This window comes from Brevundimonas sp. DS20, from assembly GCF_001310255.1.
In the GTDB taxonomy this organism is placed as follows: Bacteria; Pseudomonadota; Alphaproteobacteria; order Caulobacterales; family Caulobacteraceae; genus Brevundimonas; species Brevundimonas aurantiaca.
In genome coordinates this window covers 2,716,659-2,736,096 of record NZ_CP012897.1, presented here as the reverse complement: position 1 = coordinate 2,736,096, position 19,438 = coordinate 2,716,659, and the positions used below count along the sequence as shown (strand labels likewise).

Below are 19,438 nucleotides of genomic sequence, written 5' to 3'. Positions count from 1 at the left end.
TCTGGCAGCGGAAGGCAGTCCCTCCGTCTCCGCCACCTCCTTGGAAGCATGAGTGAAACGGAAGCTCGCCCCGGAGCTGTTCGCCTGCGTGAAGTCGTCAACGCGCCGCTTCTAGGCGCGCCGCCTCCAGTTCATCGCGGGCTATGCTGAAGTCGGCCTGGAACTCGGGGTCGGCCTTCAGGGCGGCGACCAGGGCGGCGCCGACCAGGCGGCCGGCCTCGACGTCGCTGGCGTAGTGGACGCCGCAGATCATTCGGCTGTCGCCATAGGCCAGGCCGCGGGCCAGGACGGCGTCGGCGCGGTCCGGCGCCATTTCAGCCAGGACCAGGGCCCAGGCCCAGCCCAGGGCGGCGTGGCCGGAAGGATAGGAGCCGCTGTTCGCCAGCCAGGGCTCGGGCGGGAAACAGGTTTCGGCCGGTTCCGTGACGAAGGGACGTGGGCGGAAGAAGCCGCGTTTGGCGGGGGTCTGGACGATCTCAAGGTCCCCCAGCATCCGGCCCAGGAGCCGGGTCAGGGTCGGCATGCGCGCGGGCTCGAACCGAATGCCGAGCGCCTCGTCAAAGACCCGAGGCGCGGTCGGCGTCTCGATCTCATTGTCGGCGCGGGCCTGATCCCAGCGGGGCGTGTCCTTCAAGGCGCGGGTGGCGCGGTACCGGTCGACGTCATCCTGATCGCGCAGCGACCCGGCCTCCGGCGGGGGCGGCAGGAAACGGGAGGCGTCAGGGGCCGCGCCTGCGGTCAGATAGCCCTTCGGGTGATCGCGGAAGCCGGTCCAGAAGGTCGGGGCGGGAGAGGGGCTGGAGGCGCATCCGGCCAGCACGATCAACGGGGCGAGCGCCAGGGCCGCCGCGACGGCGCGGCCGCGCAGGGACAGGATTCGAATCATGAAATCAACTCTGGACGGGATCAGGCCGGTTGGGCCCCGGGGCGGCCATCCTCGACGACCCAGCGATTCAGGGTGGAGATCGACGCCTTGGGATCGCGCACGTCGCTGATCGCCTGATAGCGGGTGATCATCCGCTCCGGGGTGACGTCCATCGCCATATAGCCGCGCACGCGGCTTTCGAAGAAGCGGATGTGCGGATTGGCCGGCATGGCCGCCATCAGCCCCTCATAGGGCGGGCCGCCGGAGGTGATGGAGGTGCCCACAAACTCGGTCGCCACCACCGGCGAGGTCTCGTCGCGGCTGTCCAGCAGGACGTCATTGGTCCAGAAGGAGTGATAGTCGCCGGACAGAACCACGGGATTGCGCGGCTTCAGCTGATGCAGGGCCTGGGTCATGCGGTCGCGAGCGGCGGGGAAGCCGTCCCAGGTGTCGGTCCAGTAGCGGGTCTCGCCATTGGGGTTTTCGAACCGGAGCCCGGCCATGACCAGGTCCTGGCCCAGGATGGTCCAGCGCGCGTCGCCGCCCCCGAGACCGTCGTACAGCCAGCGTTCCTGGTCGAAGCCCAGGAAGGTGCGCGACGGGTCGGTGCGGTCCAGGCACAGGCTGTCGGGCACGATCTGGCCCTTGGCCCCGCCTTCATCGACGCAGGCGCCGCGCGACCGATACTGGCGTCCGTCTAGCATGAAGAACTCGGCCAAACGGCCGTAGCGGACGCGCTTGTGAATGGGCATCTGAAGCCGGCGGTCCAGCCGCGTGCGGCGGATCGGCATGGCTTCATAGAAGGCCTGATAGCCGGCGGCGCGGCGGCGCAGGAAGTCGTCGGGCCGCCCGCCCTCGTCGGGCCAGACGCCGGAATAGTTGTTCAGCACCTCATGGTCGTCCCAGGTCACCAGACAGGGAGCGGCGGCGTGAAGACGTTGAAGGTCCGGATCGGTGCGGTGCAGGGCGTAGCGGTTGCGATAGCCGGCCAGGGTGGTGGCGTCCTCAAAGCCGTAGTGTCGCACCACATTGGCCGCTCGCGCGCCGGTGCGGGTGTATTCATAGATATAGTCGCCGAGGAACAGGGTCAGGTCCGGCGCCTCGTCGGCCATATGGCCATAGGCGCTGAAATAGCCGACCTCCCAGTTCGAACAGGAGGCCACGGCCAGTTTCAGCCGATCCACCTCGGCGTGGGGCGCCGGCGCCGTGCGCGCCAGGCCGACGGGGCTGCGCTGACCGGCGGCGGTGAAACGGTACCAATAGGGGCGGCCGGGAAGCAGGCCCTGGACCTCGACATGGACCGAATGGGCCTCGGCGGGCTGGGCCGTGGTCCGGCCCGCAGCGACGATGCGGTTGAAACCTTCGTCGGCGGCGACCTCCCAAAGAAGCTCTATCGGATCGCCCAGACCGCCCAGGCCGTCCGGCGCTATGGGATCGGCGGCCAGGCGGGTCCACAGAACGAAGCCGTCCGGCCAAGGGTCGCCGCTGGCGACGCCGAGGGAGAAAAGATCGGCGCCCGCCTGGGCCCGGCCGAACCGGAGGACGACCGGCGCGGCGACCAGCCCCCCGATCAGGGCGCGGCGCGACAGTCGATCGTTCAGGCCGATCATCGCCCGGCCTCTTCGGCGCCGGGGCCGAAGCGGGCGCGGAAATCTTCCAGGCGGATGACGAAGTCGTCGGCGGCGACAAAGGCGTCGTCCGTCATCTGGGGCTGTTCATTGGGCTTGTAGCGACGGGCGTACTCGGCCTGGTCGGACGCATAGACCCCATAATAGGTCGAATAGGTGCGGACTCGCACGGTCGGGACATCGCCGCCCATGTCGAAGATCATCAGCCGCAGCCAGCCGTCGCCGATCCCCGGCGCGCGGCCCGGCGCCAGGCCGGCGTCGAGCGCCGTCTGATTGCGGTCCTGATAGTCGGACAGAAGCTGATAGACGGCGCCGCCCTGTCGATTCAGGTCGGTACGGAAGGCCTGGCCGTTATGATGGCCGCTCAGCACCATGAAGATCTGCGGATTGCGGCTGATCAGGTTGTCCCACACGCCCTGGGCGCTGTTGTCGAAGGGGTCGAGGGCGTTCAGATCGACGACCGGATGGGCGCGGCGCTGGCCGGTCTTGTCGATGAAGTCGTGGGTGGTGATCAGGGTCGGCAGGCCGGGATGGGCGTGGATGACCGTCTCCGCCCATTTCAGGCTGGCGTCGGACGGCGCCATCTGCAGGCCGATGTGCAGGAAGCGATAACCGTCCGCCTCGAAGACCTGGGCGCTGTCGGCGCCGTCGTCATGAGAGGCCACATACCAGGGCCGGTCCTTGAAATATTTCGAGGTCGCGCCGAAAGCCTGGGTGAAGGCGGTCAGGCCGCCGATGTGGATCATGCCCAGACGACGCAGGTCGCCCGGCGGCGCCGTCAGATCCTGGGGCCACTGCTCGTCCCACCATTGGCCGTCATAGTCGTGGTTGCCTGACACGACAGAGAAGGGCAGGACGCCGTCGATCCGGTCGTAGGCGGCGATGGCCGCCGGGATTTCGACATTCCGCACGCCGTCCGCCCAGGCCGCGACCCCCGCGCCTGCCGGCGCTGGGCGAGGGCGGAAGCCCCGGGCCGCATGGTCCGGGTCGATGTCGATGATCGGGTGCTGCCAGACATCGCCCACGGCGGTCGCGAAGACGATGTCGCCGCCGCGCGACACGGCGTTGTCAGCGATGAATTGAAGCTGCTGATCCATCAGGTCGCGGGCGTCGAAGGCGAAGCCCTCCGCGCGCTGATGGGTGAAATCGACGTAGTTCTGAGTGTCGGGAATGACGGCGATGGTGAACCGCTGCGGCGCCGATTCTGCCATGACGGCTCCGGCGGTCAAGGCGGCGAGGGCGGCGGCGGTCCCGCCCAGACGTTTCCAGGGGAATTGCAAGGCGTGTCTCTCCCAACGAAGAAGGGCGGGCTTCGGCCGACCGACCGAAGCCCGCAAGGCGTCAGTACCGATAGCTCAGGCGCACGCCCCAGGTGCGGGGCGGGTTCGGCGAACCGGTCGAGGCCGAGATGAAGCGATTGCGCGACTCCTCGGAATAGTCGTCCGTCAGATTGTTCACATAGAGGCCCAGGGCGTAGTTCCCGTCCATCGGCCGCACCGTCAGGCCGGCGTTGACCAGCCAGAAGGAGTCGATGATCGAGTTGGCCGAGGTGCTGAATTTCTCGTCACGGAAGGCGTAGTTGGTCTGGGCCTCCACGCCCCAGTCGCCCATCCGCCAATCATAGGCGATCGAACCCTTGTAGTCCCATTTGGGGAAGGGCAGGCGTTCGCCCGCCCGGTCGCTGTAGACGATGGTGTTGTACTCGCCCGTCACCTTGTCGCGCGCCGCCTCGGTGGCGGTGGCGTTGACGAAGAAGAACTCGTCGTATTCGCCGTACTTGTAGGCCAGGGCCTGGGTGACGGTCAGATTGGGGAGGGGACGCCAGACGGCCTCGATCTCTGCGCCCTGGATGTGGGACTTGGGCACGTTGATCATACGGCCCACGCGGCCCGTGCGGGTGTAGAGGATGCCCTGCAGCTGCTGATCGCGATAGTCGTAGTAGAAGGCGGCGGCGTTGAACTGAAGCTTGCGCTGGAAGAAGCTGGACTTCAGCCCGGTCTCATAGGCGATCAGCTCCTCGAACTTGAAGGGTTCCAACTGGTCCGGCAGGCCGCTGTTGTAGGTGGTGAAACCGCCCGACTTCACGCCACGCGAAACATTGGCGTAGGTCAGTATGTCGTCGCTGAGGGTGTATTCGACGCCCAGTTTGCCGGTCCACTCGCCCATCTCCTGCGACTTGGAGGTGGTGGCCCGGACGGACGGGGTGGGGGCCAGAACCTCGGTCTTGAAGTTGTTCAGTTCGCGGGTTTCATCCTCATAGCGCAGGCCGCCGACCAGGGTCAGGCGGTCGGTCAGGCGATAGTCCACATTGCCGAATACGCCGGTGGTCTCGACCTTCTGGCCGTAGGTGGTGCTCATCCAGAAGGCCAGGCTCTTGGCTTCGGAGAAGTCGGAATAGAAGCCGCCGTCCACGGATTCATTGGCGTGATAAACGCCGGCCAACCACTGGACCCGACCACCGGCCGGCGAGGCCAGGCGGACCTCCTGGGACGAGGTGTCGATGTCGTTGAAGAAGAAGGTGCCCGCCTCGTTCGACGCCGTGGCGTCCCAGTCGTTGAACTCGTTGCGGTCGAACGTCTCGTAGCTGGCGATGGCGGTAAGGGTGGCCCAGTTCAGATCCTGGTTCAGTCGCAGGCTGACGCCCTTGCCCTCATTGTCCCGGAAGGGCTTGGCGTTGGGCGAGGCGCCGATCAACTGGGCGAAATAGGGCGAGATGCCCCAGCCGGTGATGCGGTGATCGGTGTCGATCGGATAGACCCGCCCGCCGCCGGCGGTGAAGGGGGTGGTGATCAGACGCAGGCCCCGCCCGTCCGACTCGTCGCGGCTGTAGTGCAGGTTCAGATCGACGTCGGTCTGGGCCGACGGACGCCAGGTCAGGCGCAGGCGCGCGGCCTTGGTGTCCTTGTCGCCCAGGCTCTCGCCGGTGTCGCGATTGTACTGCCAGGCTCCGCCCGATTCAGCCGCGACCGAAAGGCGGGCGGTCAGGGTATCGACGACGGGGCCGGAGACATAGGCTTCCATCTTGGCCGCATCATAGCTGCCGTAGCTCAGGTTCAGACCTGCGGCGACATGGTCGGTCGGGGCGTTGGTGATGACGCTGACCGCGCCGCCCGTCGTGTTGCGGCCGTAGAGCGTGCCCTGTGGGCCGCGCAGCACCTCGATACGGGCGATGTCGTACAGCAGACCCTGGGTCATCACGCCGTAGGGATAGGCGACTTCGTCCACATAGATGCCGACGGTCGAGGTGTTGTTGGCGGCGTAGTCGGTCAGGCCGACGCCGCGGATGCGGAACTGGGGCTGGCCGCCGCCCAGCTGGCTGTCGACCTCCAGGCTGGGCACGGTGTTCTCCAGATCGTTCACGGTCTGGATGTTGCGGTCGTCCAGCGTTTCGCCGGACACCACGGTCAGGGCCACGGCGACCTTCTGCGACGATTCGGAGCGACGCTGGGCCGTGACGATGACGTCATCGACCGAAGCCGTTTGAGAGGCGGTTTGGGTTTGGGCGGAGGCGGGCAGGGCCGCCGCCGTGAGGACGGCGACCGAGGCGCCGAGAAGAAGACGTTGCATGTTGACCATCCATCGGGCGACGCGCGGGGCCCCCACCCTCGCGTGTCGATGTGTTGTTGAAGGTCGTCGAACAGCCGTTTGGCCGCTTCCTGATCGAAGCGGGCCCTGACCCTGGGGAGAAGTCCGGCCGCATCGTCGCGCGGAAAAACAGATGTTCGACAACGATGCGGCATTAGATTGCGCGCGCAATGCTTTTATGAAGCTTGTTAGAACTGTTCTTGTCAGCCGCAGTTAGGGCTGAGTGCGCACGACGATAACGTGTGTTCTGTCACGTGCGACGCGCAACCAGCCGGGTTGCGGCCGCCTTGAGCGCCGCCTCATCGAGGGGCGCTCCGCTCGCCCGAGCGGTCAGGGCGGCGGCCTTGATCCAGAGGGCGAACCGCGTCGCCGCCAGCCGATTGAGATCGAAGTCGGCGGGCCAGACGCCGGCCTGATTGTAATAGGTGCCACCGCCTTCGGGACCGCGCAGCAACATGGCCAGGTCACGCAGCGCGGGGTCGCGCCGCGCCTCCATGCACACGCCCGCGATCAGCCTGGCGTATCGGACGTAGAAGCCCTCTGACTGGGGTGCGATGGCGACTGTCGGCGCCATCAGCCGCGCCCAACGCTCCAGGTCCGCCGACGCCGGGTCGCCTTCCGGACGCTGACCGGCCAGATACAGCGGCATGTCGCGGAAGACGCTGTGCCAGACCGCGTCCAGGACGAAGCGGCGCATGTCGGGCCAGTGATAGGCGATGGTTGAGGTCGAGGTCCCCGCCACGGCGCTGACGGACCGGTTGGTCAGGGCGCCCAGACCCCGCTCCAGTATCTGATCCGCCGCGATATGCAGAAGCTTCAGCTTCATCGAATCCGGGTCCAGCCCGGCCGCCGGCGCCTTGGGTATGATCAGGGTTTCCCTGTGCCAGAGGGTCGCCGCCGGCGGCCTTTCGGTCTCGCCGAAGGCGCGATCGACGAGGCCGCCGAGACCTTCGGACGCGATCACCTCATAGTCTGCGCGTTCGCCCAGGGCTCCGGCGTAGAACTGCTCCATCGTGGTCCAGGCCACGATGATGGAGGCGAAGTCGACCAACCGGGGATCAGCCGCCAGATAGTCGGCCCACGCCGTTTCCCGCATCGCGGTCCAGCGCCGAATGAGATCGCGACGCTCGGCGCAGGCGTCTCCGTCGATCAACAGCGCCTCCCAGATCCGCGCGAAACCGGCGCTTTCGGAAGCGCGCAGGCGCAGATAGTGCCGCAACAAGGCCAGCAGAGCGTCTCGGCTGGGCGGCAGGCCGACGACGGGGGCGAAGAAGGCGGTGTGAAAGGCCGTGTCCTGCCGTAGCGCCTCTTCTCCCACCGCCTGGATCAGCCCGGCCTTCGATCCGAAGAGGTTGACGATGACCGTCGTGCTCTTGCCGACGGCGTGGGCGAGGTCCCGCATCGTCAGGCTGTCGAGCCCGTTGGCCGCCGCCTGGGCGATGGCGGCCTTGATGATCTGAAGGGCGTCGGCGGCCCGGCTGGGCGCTTGGACTTGAGACATAGGTTTCAATGAAGTCTCGATGATGAGCTGTCGAGTGCGCGGCGCGAGGTTCGGGGAAGACGGCCCTGTCTTCAGCGACGAAGCGTCGCGGACCGAGCGCGGCTTAATCTCGGATTGTGTAGCGGAGATGATGGCGCCGGCGACAGCCTTTCCGCCCAGGGCCGCGCTCCCTCGATGATCTGATGAAACCAAATCCCGCAACGGAGGATTGGGTTCGGACAGATGAAGGCCGGACGAGGAGATTGAAGGTCGATGATCGCCGCCACAGGGTCGGAGCGCCCCGCCCACAATCCACTCCACGCCATACTGTTGTGTTTTCCGATCGCCCTGTTCACCTCGGCCCTGATCAGCGACATCGCCTATCTGCGGACCGCTGAGATGCAGTGGTCGAATTTTTCGGCCTGGCTGATCGTCGGCGCCCTGGTGTTCGGCGGCGTCGCAGGACTGTGGGCGATCGTCCAGCTGGTCCTGGCCTGGCGCACCCCTCAGCGGCTGGCGACCCTGATCTATGTGGTCGCCCTGGCCTTGGCTTGGCTTTGCGGCCTGATCAACGCCTTCAAGCACAGCCAGGACGCATGGAGCTCGGTCGGGACCCTGGGCCTGACCCTGTCCATCCTGTCCACCCTCTTCGTCCTTGTCGCAGGGTGGTTCGCCTATAGCGCCGCGCCGGTTCGGGGGATTGCACGATGATCAGACACCTTCTCGGCGCGACCGCCGTGCTCCTGGCCCTGACGGCTTGCAGCCGCAGCGATCCCAACCTCAGACAGACCGGTCCCAATCCCGATCTACCGGCCCAAAACCAGACCCTGGTTCCACCGATGAAGATCGCCGAGCCCGTGGGCTGGAACGGCGACCGGCCCGCCGTGCCCGCCGGCTTCGCCATCACGCCCCTGGCGACCGACCTGAAGATTCCGCGCCAGATTCTTGTTCTGCCGAACGGGGACATTCTGGTGGCGGAAGGGTCGGGCGGCCATGCGCCCAAGCTGCGTCCCAAGGACGTCATCGCCGGCCTCATCAAGGCCAAGGGCAAGAGCAGCGTGAAGGGCGGGGATCGGATCACCCTGCTGCGCGACGCCGACGGAGACGGACAGGCCGAACTCCGCACGACCTTCATCGACAATCTGGATGCGCCCTATGGCCTGGCCTTCGTCGACGGCGCCCTCTACGTCGCCGAGCAGGGCGCCTTGCTGCGCTTTCCCTATCAGCCTGGACAGACGCGGATCACAGCGCCGGGCGCGGTCCTGACCGAGCTTCCCTCGGCCATCAACCACCACTGGACCAAGTCCCTGACCTCCAGCGCCGACGGCCAGACCCTTTACGTCGGCATCGGGTCCAACAGCAATGTCGGCGAGCGCGGCATGGCGGTGGAGCAGGACCGCGCCGTGGTCTGGGCGATTGACCGGCAGACCGGCGCCCACCGCATCCTCGCCAGCGGCATCCGCAATCCGACGGCCCTGGCGATTGAGCCGACCACCAGCGCGCTCTGGGCCGTGGTCAATGAGCGCGACGAGTTGGGCCCGCAACTGGCCCCCGACTATCTGACCGCCGTGCGGCCCGGCGCCTTCTACGGCTGGCCCTACAGCTATTGGGGGCAGAACGTCGATCCGCGCGCCCATCCGCAGCGACCGGACAAGGTGGCCGAGGCGGTCAAGCCCGACTACGCCCTGGGATCCCATGTGGCGGCCCTGGGCCTGAGCTTCACCACCGACGGTGGTTTCGGCGGCGCCTTCAGCCAGGGCGCCTTCATCGGCGAGCACGGCAGTTGGAACCGTCAGGACCTGTCCGGCTATAAGGTGAGCTGGGCGCCGTTCAACGCCGGTCGTCCGGCGGGCCAGCCCGTCGATTTCGTCACGGGCTTCATCAAGGACGGCAAGGCGAGGGGACGGCCGGTCGGCGTCACCTTCGACCCTCAACGTCGCATCCTGCTGATCGCCGACGATCTGTCGAACACCGTCTGGCGGGTCGCGCCGCAATAAGGCGGAGACGGTCGGCGGGGTTCAGGCCGCCGCCGACTGATCCGGTCCGAGGTGCGCCTCCACCAGGGCGCGCACGCGGGCGAAGGCGGCTGTGGCGCCGGCCGTTGCCCGATCCTCTTGAGCCTGCGTCATCTCCGCCGCGTCCAGGGCGGCGGTGAAGCTGCGCCAGTGGTTGGCGCGACCGTCCGGAGAGGCGGCCAGATGCCGGGCGCCGAACGCCTCTGACAAGCCCAGGCCGGCCGCCGCCTTCAGCAAAAACGCTGCGCCCAGGTTCGATCCCTCCGCCACATACAGCCAGCCCAGCGCCGTGGGAATGTCGGCGATCTGATCCTCAAATACGGGGCTGTCAGACTCGACGCCGGGTTCGGCCTCCAGGTCGCCAAGGTCTGCGATCACCGCGTCATACCTTCGCCGCGCGGCCAGATCCGGGATCAGGGCCGTCAGAGCCTCGTTCTTATAGAGGGCCGCCACGTCGCGATGGAATATCTGCTGAATTCGCAGAAACTCCGCATATCGCGCGCTACTTTCGAAGGGGCGGGCGGCCATGACGGCTTCGTCCAGGCCCTGATGCACGCCTTGCGTCGCCGCCTTCAGTCTTTTGGCTCGGCTTGTCTCAGTTTCGATCATCAGCAGCTGCCATCCAGGCGTGGGTCTGAGAGTGGTTGCGCGGGCCGATCGCTGTTTCCGGTTGAGCCTCAGTCACGGATGAAGTGCGGGACAAAGCGTGAGGTGTCGCGGGTGATCCGGCCCACATCCTCGCGCAGGCTCATGCCCACCGGTTCGTCGCCGACGACCCAGGAGCCGACGATGACGTGGGCGTCGTCGAACCGGGGCGTGTCGTGCAGGGCCTGGCGGATGAAGCGGCCCTGACCGTAGCCGCCATCCACGACCGTTTCCGCGCTGACGCCCTGGTCGATCAGTTCGACATTGGCGCCCTCGCGCGAGAACAGGGGCTTGCGGACGTAGGAATCCCCGAGAGCAGCCTGCGCCGGATCGCCCTCGAAATAGGCCTCCAGCAGATTGGGGTGGCCTTTGTGGCGTTCCCACAGCAGGGGCAGGATGGCCTTGTTGGACAGGATGCTCTTCCAGGCGGGTTCAAGCACCCGGACATCGGCGGTCGGCAGGGGGGCGGCGTAGTCGTCGCGCAGCATCTGCTCCCAGGGATAGAGCTTGAACATCGCCTGGATGATCCAGTTCTCGTGGTCGACGAACCGGCCGTCGGCGTTCAGGCCGATCTGGTCGATGGCGACGAACTGGGGCTCAAGCCCGGCCTGCTGGGCCAGGTCTTCGAGGAAGCGCACCGTCTGGCGATCCTCCACGAAATCGGCGTCCGACGAGAAATGGACGAAGCCGCCGTTCGGGAAAATGGTGCGGAACCGCGCGATCAGCTTTTCACTGAGGCTGTTGAACTGGTCGGCGTCGGCGGGCAGGACGCCGGCCCGGATCTGATCCTCCAGCCACAGCCACTGGAAGGCGGCCGTCTCGTAGACGCTCGTCGGGGTGTCGGCGTTGTATTCGTAGAGCTTGGCCGGGCTCCGACCGTCATAGGCGAAGTCGAAGCGGCCGTAGAGGGACGGATCCCCGCGCGTCCAGCTGGCGGCTACATAGTCCCGCATGGGCTCGGGGATATCCAGCTGCTCCATCAGCCGCTCGGACTGGACGGCCTCCTTCACCAGCTCCAGGCAGAGGCCGTGCAGTTCGGCGGTCGGCGCCTCGATCCCGTCCTCGACCTCTTCCAGGGAGAAGGCGTAGGCCGCCGTCTCGTCCCAATAGATCTCGCCGTTGATGTGGCGCCAGGTGAAGCCTAGGCGCTCGGCCGTGGCTTCCCAGTCGGGGCGGGGATCGAAGCGCAGACGCTCCATGGATCAGGCCGGGTCCTTGTCGGGCGTGGCCACGCCAAGGGTGGATTGGCCGATGCGGGGGGTGACCACGGTCACTTCCGGCTGGCTGAGGCGGGCCAGGACATCGTCGGCCGACGAATGACCGGGCAGGATGCCGGCCTCGCGCAGCTTGGCGTCCAGATCGGCGCCGGTGCGGCGATCTTCCAGGGCCTGGCTGGCGTTCAGCTTTTCTTCCTGGATGGCCTGGCGCTGCTTGATCCGTTGCAGGCTGTCCGCCGCCGAGCCGATGCGCGAATGGGCGCCGGCCGAGTTCAGGGCGACCGAGGTCTGGGCTCGCTGGACTGAGTCATTGACCTTGACGATGTCGATCTCGCGACGGAGCGTCTCGATCTTCTGGTCGGTGGCGGCGATGGCCGTGCGCAGACGCGTCTCTGCCGTCTTCATGTCCTCGATCAACGGGCCGCGGCTGGTGATCTCGACTTCGAGCTCGGCGATACGCGAGGCGACCTCGCGGGCCAGATCGGTCTTGCCCTGAGCCAGGGCGGTGCGGGCCGAGCTTTCGTACTTGGCGATCTGGTCGCGGAAGCTGGCCATCTCATTTTCGGCCATGCGGCGACGCGCCACCAGGCCGGCCAGGTCGTCGCGCGCCTTGCCCTGGGCGTTGTCGGCGTCACGGATTTCCTGATCGAGAATCTTCAGGGCGTTGGCGTCGACGAGGCCCTGGGCTGCGTCATGGGCCGTGCCGCGGAACAGGGCGGAGAGTTTTCTGAGCATGGACATGGTCGGGTCTTTCGGATCAGGCGGCTTCGGCGCCGAAGGTTTCGCGCAGTTCGGTGGCGTCGATCGCATTCTCGGCCAGGGTGCGCAGTTCGATCAGAATGGTCTGGAGCGTCGTCTTGCACGACAGCTCTCCCATCAACTCATACACGTCCTCGCCGCCGACGTTGGTGATGGCGAAGTTCGACAGGGGCACCACGCGCTGGGCCTTCAGGAGAAACTCGTTGAAGGCATGGCGATCGGTCTGTTCCGACACCGGCCACAGCAGGACCGAGCAGACGATCTGGGCGCCCCCGACGCTGAGATAGACCGGCAGGTCGCCATATTCATGCATGGTGGCCAGCAGTACGGGGTCCGCCCCCTCCAGCACGCGCAGGGTCATTTCGCCCTCGCGCACCAGGGGGGACTGGTCCAGCGCCGCCTTGATGGCGGGCACGGTCCAGGGGGTTTCGATCACGGCGTCCATCTGATGGTCGTCTCCAGGGGTGAAGGAATCGGAAGTGGGGATCCGGCGGCGCCCGGCAAGCTCCGGGCCGCGGGTGGAGTCCGTGACGATGGCGCGGACGGCGGCCTTGACGTCGTCGCGCGCGGCCTCCGGCACCCAGAGCTCCAGCTTGACGAGGCCCGCTTCCCGGCGCGCCTGTCGCCACGCGCGAATGCGGTCGTTGGCGGCGGAAGAGTGCGGGGTGCGGCTGGGCATGGCGTTACATGAAACGTGTAACATGAACGCTTGACGTGATGCAAGATCGGGCTGAGGTTGCGCGTATGAACCGCTTCGTTCCGTCGCTCTTGCGTCCGAGGCTCGCCCTTGGCGTCCATGGGGCCTAGATAGTCGCCATGTTCAAGAAACTCTTCGGATCGTCGAACAAGGCTGAGCCCGCATCGAAGCTGGCGGCGGTGCGCAACATCACCGTGGGTCGGACCGTGTCGCTGGACCCGTTGGCCTGGCGGCGGCTGGGCGAAGAGACCCGTTTCGCACTGGATCGCGACGTGCTCGACATCTCGGCTCAGGGGCTGATCAGTCTGGAAAGCGGCCAGTTCGTCCATCGCTTCTACACCGACGACCACGTCATGCTTCAGGCCATGAGCGACGACGAGGCGGGGCTGGAGAACTATGATTTCAGCCTGTTCGTGCCCTGGACCTCGGCCTATCCGCCGGGAGAGCGGGAACGGCGGGTCTGGCGCGACCGGCTGTCGGCGCCGGTCTTCCACGGGGCGGCCGAGGACCTGCCCGACTATCCGCGGTTCTGGTTCTCCGAGAGCGACGCGATCCAGCCGCCGGTCACCCTGTGGGAGACCATCTGGGACGACCGCGCCGCGACGAAGCCCTACGCCAAGATCTTCCAGACCTGCATGCTTTATGCACGCGAACTGGCGGGCGGGCGCGAACTGATGATCGCCCTGGAGCAGCAGCCCGAGGGCGGCGAGACGACGCACGAAATCATGATCGGCATTCCGCTGGAAATGGCCGAGTTCCGCGCCTGAGGGCGTGTTTAAAGAGGGGAAGACCGAATGTTCGACTGGTTCCTGTTTCAGCAGGGGGCGATCGCCTTCCTGATCGCCTTCGCCGTGGCGGGCGGCTTCACCCTGGCGTTCAAGCTGGTCTACCAGTGGGTCACGCCGTACCACGAGCATACGCTGATCCGGCAGGGCAATACGGCCGCCGCCATTGCGTTGGGCGGCGCCCTGATCGGCTATGTCCTGCCGCTGGCTTCCGCCTTGTCGCATACGGTCAGTCTGATGGAGTTCGCCGCCTGGGCCCTGCTGGCCGGGGTGATCCAGATCGTGGTCTTCGTCACCATCAGCCGCCTGGCCTTCCGCAATCTGGTGGCCCGGATCGAGGCGGGCGAGATCGCGGCGGCGGTGTACCTCGCCTCAGTCTCGATCTGTGTCGGCCTGCTGAACGCCGCCTGCATGACGTCGTGACCGCCATGACCGATCGCAAGCCGGAAGCCGACCTGCCCCAGACCAAGACCCTGCGCCAACTGAAACGGTCGCGCGCCCTGCATATCGGCGGCCTGATGGCCACTGCGAGCTTCTCGCTGGCCGCCTGCGACGCGCCGGACGCGCCGGCGCCTCGCGCCGCAGCAGAACCGGCCTTGGCCTACGCCTCCCTGGATGAATGCCGTGCGGCGGACGTCATACCGGACGCGCAGTGCGACGCCGCCCTGGCCAAGGCGCAGGAGGATGCCGCCCGCACAGCCCCCCGCTACGCCACGCGCGAGGAGTGCGAGGGCCAGTGGGGCCCGTCGCAGTGCCAGCCGAGCAATCAGGGCGGCGGGTCGTTCTTCACCCCGCTGCTGGCCGGCTTCGTCATCGGCCAGATGCTGGACGGCGGGCGCTACTACGGGGGCGGCCCGCTGTATCGAGACCGCGAGGATCGATATGTGAACGGATACGGCGGCGGCTATGCCTATCGCGACTACCGGACCGGTCGGATGGTGACGACGCGCGAAAACGGAGATGTCGTGAAGCAGGCGCCGACGCGGGTACAGAGCCGGACCACGGTCGTCTCGCGCGGCGGCTTCGGCGGCGGGGGGCGCAGTTTCGGCGGCTGAACTCGTCCCTTCGCCAGAATCGGACGACGGCCCGCAGGTTGCGCCTGCGGGCCGTTTTGCTTGTGTGAGAAGGTCGAACGCGACAGGGCCGTGAAGTTTGAATGAAAAGGCCTGTCACACATTGAGGGGGCCTGAGAGCCCGTCGTTGAAGCGCCTAGAACTCACTGGGGGCTACTCACATGAAGAACCGAATTCTGGGCACGACGGCCTTCGCCGTGGTCGCTGCAACGCCGTTCGTCGCCTTGGCGCAGACCGCCGAACCGGCCGCCGTCGCGAGCCAGGCCACAGCCACTCTGGACGAGATCGTCGTCACCGGCTCCTATCGCCGCAGCCTTGAAGAGGCGGTCGACATCAAGCGCAAGACGGTCGGCTTCTCGGACTCCATCGTCGCCACCGACGTCGCCAACTTCCCCGAACAGAACCTGGCCGAGGCACTGCAGCGCATCCCAGGCGTCACCATCGAACGCAACCGCGGCCTGGGCCAGCGCGTCAACGTGCGCGGCCTGCCCAGCGATTTCACCTTCGTCAGCATCAACGGCCTGGCCACCGCCTCGGGCAGCGGCGGTCGTGACGTCGAGTTCGACATCTTCGCCTCGGAAATCATCCAGCAGGTGACGGTCCAGAAGTCGCCGCGCGCCGCCGATGAAGAAGGCGGCATCGCCGGTTCGGTCAATATCTCGACCGCCCGTCCGTTCGATTACGCCGGTCGCCGGGTCGTCGGTTCGGTGGAGGGCGCCTACAACTCCATCTCCGAAGAGATCGATCCCAAGATCGCCTTCCTGGCCAGCGACACCTGGGGCGACTTCGGGGCCCTGGTGTCCTTCTCGACGGCCCGCCGCACCAACCGCACCGACTCGGAATCGGGCATCAACTTCCGCCCGATGTCGCGCTTCCTGGCGACCTCGACCGGCGCCCGGGGGACCCAGGCGGCGGCGGTTCTGCTGCGAGACGCCGGCATCGCCATTCCGAACCGGTCCGACACCAATGTCACCAACCGGATCATCTTCCAGGACAAGGTCGGCGACCGCGCCTATCTGAACACCCAGGATCAGTGGGGCGGCACCGTCTCTCTGCAGTATCGCCCGTCGTCGAACTTCAGCCTGGCCTTCGACGCCATGGTCGGCAGTTACGACACGACCGAGGACGAGTATGATGCGGCTGCCTATTCGGCCTCCAGCCGCTCGACCCTGGAGACCATCCACGAGTTCGACAAGACCACCCTGGCCGACTACGGCATGGTGGTGCTGCGCGACGTCTCCTACACCGCGACCCAGCACGAGATGCTCAGCAAGGAGCGTATCAACGAAACCGACTACCAGCAGTTTGGAACCGAACTGAACTGGAGCGGGGACAGCTGGAAACTGCACGCCATCGCCGGCTATTCCGGCGCCGAGAAGACCCTGGACTACGCCAACCTGAAGCACGTGGCCTATGCGCCGTCGCGGACGCGCTGGACGGCCGAAGGCGGCGAGACGATCCAGAGCGCCAACCCGGCCTCGATCGACATGTACAACTCGCCCTCGCGCTATCTGTTCGAGGCGTATGAGACCACCTACGAAGAGATCAACGACGACAAGTACGCCGCCCAGATCGACTTCACCCATTACCTCGACTTCAGCTTCTTCCCGGCGCTGAAGAGCGTCCAGGTCGGCGCGCGCTACACGGACAAGTCCAAGGAGCGTCAGTACGGTTCGCTGAACATCCAGGGCTCCGGCGCAGGCAAGGTCGACTATGTGGGGCGCCCGATGTCGCAGAGCGAACTGACGCCGATCGGCGATCTGGTGCCCGGCGGCGACTACAGCATCCGCGACCTGAACTGGAGCCAGGTCTCGAACGACTACGCCCGTCGCACCTTCCGCTATGACGGCTTCTTCACTCCCTTCAACGTCGGCGACTACTACGAGGTGACGGAAGAGGTTCTGGCCGCCTACGCCATGGCTGACCTGGAGTTCGACCTGGGACCGGTGCCGGTCGCCGTCAACGGCGGCGCCCGCTACATCGACACCTCGATCACCTCTTCGGGCTATCACCAGATTCAAACGCCGACCGGCGGCACCACCTATACGCCGGAGCCGGTGTCCAGCGACGGCAGCTACGACAAGGTCCTGCCCAGCCTGAACATCACTGCCGACCTGACCGACAGCCTGATCTTCCGCGCCGCAGCATCCGAGACCCTGATCCGTCCGGCCCTGACGGACCTGGCCTACAAGCGCACGGCCAGCTGGAACTCGTTCCGCTTCACCGACGGCAACCCCAACCTGAAGCCGACCTACGCCAAACAGTGGGAAGCCGGTCTGGAACAGTATCTGGGCGACGGCGGCCTGCTGGCGGTCTCCTACTTCTGGAAGGAGATCGAGGGCGTCGTGCGTCAGGCCCTGACGGGCACGGTGCCGAACGTGACCAAGTACAACGCCAACGGCACGATCGACGGCGTCTACACCTTCGACGTCTATCAGCCGATCAACGAGCCCGGCTCCTACGAGGTCAGCGGCGTGGAGCTGGTCGCCGTCGTGCCCTTCGGCCAGTTCTTCTCACCGCTGGAAGGCTTCGGGATCAACGCCAACTACACGGTGCTGGACAGCTCGCTGACCGGCTCCTCGACTCTTGGCATCCCGACGCCGCCCATCGGGCTGGCCGACAACACCTACAACGTCACCCTGTTCTACGAGAACGACAAGGTCCAGGCCCGCGCCTCCTACAACTACAAGGACGAGTACGTCGAAGCCATCGGCTACGAGATGTACCCGATCACGCGCGAGGGCTATGGCCAGGTCGATCTGTCGGCCAGCTACCGCGTGACCGACAGCCTCCAGATCAATGTGGAAGGCATCAACGTCACGGACGAGGCGACCAAGGGATACACGATGGATCCCTCCTTCCCGACCATGTACGAAAAGTCGGGACGCCGTATCAACTTCGGCCTGCGGATGGAGTTCTGATCCATTCCCACAAGCGAACCTCATGTCGAAAGCGGGGGGCGACCGACGTCGTCCTTCGCCTTCCCCGGCCCAACCCGCCGGGACAGAGGCCGGCGCGACGCCCCTTCCGCGAGGAGGGGGCGTCTTCGCTTAGTCGCGTCTGAGTGTCCAGGTGGGCGGGGCGACCATGTCGCTTGATCAGGTCTTCGCCGGCCTGCGGCGCGATCTCATGGCCTATGTGCAGCGCCGGGGCCTGTCGGCCGAGGACGCGGAGGACGTGGCCCAGGAAGCCTTCACGCGTTTCCACCGCGCGGGCCACGATCTGACGGGGCCGGACGCCCGCCCCCTGTTGTTCGTCATCGCCCGAAACCTTCAGGCGGATCGTTGGAAGGCCGCCGGTCGGACGGGGGTTCGCGGCACGGACGACATCCACGCCCTCGACGCCTCGCCGCGCGCCGTGGCCAGCGAGGCGCCTGCCGCCGACCAGCAGCTGATCGGCAGGGAGAATCTGGCTGCGGCCGCCCGCGTCATCCGCGCCCTGCCGCCGCGAACCCGCGACGCCTTTCTATTGCACCGGTTCGAGGACCAGACCTACGCCCAGATCGCCAAACGTCTGGGCGTGTCGGTCAGCATGGTCGAAAAACACATTGCCGAAGCCCTCCGTCAGCTGAAGATTTCACGAGATGGCTGAGGGGTTTGGCGAAACTGTCGTTGTGAGTCTTGAAGGCCTCGGCGCCCCATCCGCCCGCCGCGTCCCGGAGCGTTCTGTTTGCGCATGATCCAGCGCCTGACATCCCTGTTTGATCGTCGGCCGCTGACCGCCGAAGCCTGGCTGGCGCGCATGCGACGGCCGGACGTCTCCGCACGCGACCAGGCGGCCTTCCTCGAATGGCTGGAGGCGGACGAGGCTCATCTGGACCAGTACGAGGCCGCGAAGAGGGGGGTGGCGGAACTGTCGCCGTTGAGCGATGTCTTTGCGGCCGATCTGGCGCGTCTTCGGGGGCGACGGAATGTCGTGTCCCAGAGACGTATGCTGATCGCCGGCGGCCTGGCGACAGGCGCGGTGGCGGCGGTGGCCGCCGTCGCTCTGGTCCTGCCCGGCGCTGGCCAGGAGCCCGCCGTCGCGGCCGGTCGTGTTTACGCCAGCGCGCCGGGCCAGATCACGGATGTGACGCTGGAAGACGGGTCACGCGTCACCCTGGATTCCGACACGCGGATCCAGGTCGCCTATCGCCGTGACGCCCGCGGCCTAACCCTGATGCAGGGCGCGGCCTATTTCGACGTCGCCCACAATGCCGAACGACCCTTCCAGGTCGCGGTCGAGGATCGCTACGTCATCGTGACAGGGACGCGGTTCGCGGCGGCGTTGAGAAACGACCAGGCGGAGGTGTCGTTGCTGGAGGGACGGGTCGCCATCGGGCGGACCGACGTCGGCCGCGCCCGCGCGCTGGAGCGCGCCGTCGCCCTGGCTCCGGGGCAGCAGGCCGTCTTCAAACGGGGCGTCAACCGCGTCAGTCTTCGTCGGATCGACGTCGAGGCGGCCACCGCCTGGCGCGAGCGCAGACTGGTCTTCCACGATGCGCCCCTGTCGGTCGTGGTCGAAGAGGCCGGGCGCTACGCAGGCGCGCCCCTGGTGATCGCCGACCCCGCCCTCGCCGAGATGCGCGTGACGGCGGTTTTGCCCCTGACGGACGAGGCGAAACTGATCGACCGGCTGGACGCCCTGTTGCCGATCTCGATCGAACGCGGCGAGGACGGCCGGGTCCTGATCCGCCCCGAATAGGTCTAT

General features: G+C 66.7%; 17 protein-coding genes. 8 read left to right on the top strand and 9 right to left on the bottom strand.

The features are described 5' to 3' along the window. Positions 1-97 precede the first annotated feature (97 nt). From JL11_RS13435 to JL11_RS13415, 5 genes are all read right to left on the bottom strand, one after another. Positions 98-886: an acid phosphatase gene (locus JL11_RS13435; protein ID WP_054766096.1), complete on the bottom strand. Its 789-nt coding sequence runs from the start codon at positions 884-886 to the stop codon at positions 98-100. A gap of 20 nt (positions 887-906) precedes the next feature. Further along, positions 907-2,475, bottom strand: coding sequence for an alkaline phosphatase D family protein (locus JL11_RS13430; RefSeq protein WP_054766095.1), 1,569 nt, complete (start codon positions 2,473-2,475; stop codon positions 907-909). Beyond that, positions 2,472-3,773, bottom strand: a complete 1,302-nt coding sequence (locus JL11_RS13425; RefSeq protein WP_054766094.1) for a hypothetical protein — start codon at positions 3,771-3,773, stop codon at positions 2,472-2,474. Before JL11_RS13425 ends, JL11_RS13430 begins: the two co-directional genes overlap by 4 nt. A gap of 61 nt (positions 3,774-3,834) precedes the next feature. Continuing rightward, positions 3,835-6,060, bottom strand: a complete 2,226-nt coding sequence (locus JL11_RS13420; RefSeq protein WP_054766093.1) for a TonB-dependent receptor — start codon at positions 6,058-6,060, stop codon at positions 3,835-3,837. 268 nt (positions 6,061-6,328) lie between these two features. Beyond that, positions 6,329-7,579 (bottom strand): TetR/AcrR family transcriptional regulator, encoded by a 1,251-nt coding sequence (locus JL11_RS13415; RefSeq protein ID WP_054766092.1) that lies wholly within the window; start codon positions 7,577-7,579, stop codon positions 6,329-6,331. 252 nt (positions 7,580-7,831) lie between these two features. Here JL11_RS13415 and JL11_RS13410 point away from each other — a divergent pair, with 252 nt between their 5' ends. Together JL11_RS13410 and JL11_RS13405 are read left to right on the top strand one after the other, a co-directional pair. Further along, a complete protein-coding gene (locus tag JL11_RS13410) occupies positions 7,832-8,269 on the top strand; it encodes a DUF2231 domain-containing protein (protein WP_054766091.1) in 438 nt (145 codons plus the stop codon). Then, positions 8,266-9,555, top strand: coding sequence for a PQQ-dependent sugar dehydrogenase (locus JL11_RS13405; protein WP_054766090.1), 1,290 nt, complete (start codon positions 8,266-8,268; stop codon positions 9,553-9,555). Before JL11_RS13410 ends, JL11_RS13405 begins: the two co-directional genes overlap by 4 nt. A 21-nt stretch (positions 9,556-9,576) precedes the next feature. Here the strand turns inward: JL11_RS13405 and JL11_RS13400 are convergent, their stop codons facing one another. The 4 genes from JL11_RS13400 to JL11_RS13385 form a co-directional block, all read right to left on the bottom strand. Further along, positions 9,577-10,182 carry a biliverdin-producing heme oxygenase gene (locus JL11_RS13400; protein WP_054766089.1) on the bottom strand — a complete coding sequence of 202 codons (606 nt, stop codon included), beginning with the start codon at positions 10,180-10,182 and terminating at the stop codon, positions 9,577-9,579. Positions 10,183-10,250: 68 nt separating this feature from the next. Then, positions 10,251-11,417 carry a glutathionylspermidine synthase family protein gene (locus JL11_RS13395; protein WP_054766088.1) on the bottom strand — a complete coding sequence of 389 codons (1,167 nt, stop codon included), beginning with the start codon at positions 11,415-11,417 and terminating at the stop codon, positions 10,251-10,253. A 3-nt stretch (positions 11,418-11,420) separates the two neighbouring features. Beyond that, a complete protein-coding gene (locus tag JL11_RS13390) occupies positions 11,421-12,176 on the bottom strand; it encodes a PspA/IM30 family protein (protein WP_054766087.1) in 756 nt (251 codons plus the stop codon). Positions 12,177-12,192: 16 nt separating this feature from the next. Beyond that, positions 12,193-12,873 (bottom strand): YjfI family protein, encoded by a 681-nt coding sequence (locus JL11_RS13385; RefSeq protein WP_054766086.1) that lies wholly within the window; start codon positions 12,871-12,873, stop codon positions 12,193-12,195. A gap of 137 nt (positions 12,874-13,010) precedes the next feature. Between JL11_RS13385 and JL11_RS13380 the strand changes: the two genes are divergently transcribed. From JL11_RS13380 to JL11_RS13355, 6 genes are all read left to right on the top strand, one after another. After that, positions 13,011-13,658 (top strand): DUF2491 family protein, encoded by a 648-nt coding sequence (locus tag JL11_RS13380; protein WP_054766085.1) that lies wholly within the window; start codon positions 13,011-13,013, stop codon positions 13,656-13,658. Between the two features lie 27 nt (positions 13,659-13,685). Next, positions 13,686-14,099, top strand: coding sequence for a DUF350 domain-containing protein (locus tag JL11_RS13375; protein ID WP_054766084.1), 414 nt, complete (start codon positions 13,686-13,688; stop codon positions 14,097-14,099). A gap of 5 nt (positions 14,100-14,104) precedes the next feature. Next, complete coding sequence (locus JL11_RS13370; RefSeq protein WP_054766985.1) at positions 14,105-14,731, top strand: DUF1190 domain-containing protein; 627 nt, start codon at positions 14,105-14,107, stop codon at positions 14,729-14,731. A gap of 179 nt (positions 14,732-14,910) precedes the next feature. Further along, complete coding sequence (locus tag JL11_RS13365) at positions 14,911-17,670, top strand: TonB-dependent receptor (protein WP_054766083.1); 2,760 nt, start codon at positions 14,911-14,913, stop codon at positions 17,668-17,670. A 166-nt stretch (positions 17,671-17,836) separates the two neighbouring features. Further along, a complete protein-coding gene (locus tag JL11_RS13360) occupies positions 17,837-18,340 on the top strand; it encodes an RNA polymerase sigma factor (RefSeq protein WP_054766082.1) in 504 nt (167 codons plus the stop codon). A gap of 84 nt (positions 18,341-18,424) precedes the next feature. Beyond that, the gene (locus JL11_RS13355; RefSeq protein ID WP_054766081.1) at positions 18,425-19,432 is read left to right on the top strand and encodes a FecR family protein; all 1,008 of its coding nucleotides are present in this window, start codon (positions 18,425-18,427) and stop codon (positions 19,430-19,432) included. The last annotated feature ends 6 nt before the right edge of the window (positions 19,433-19,438 follow it).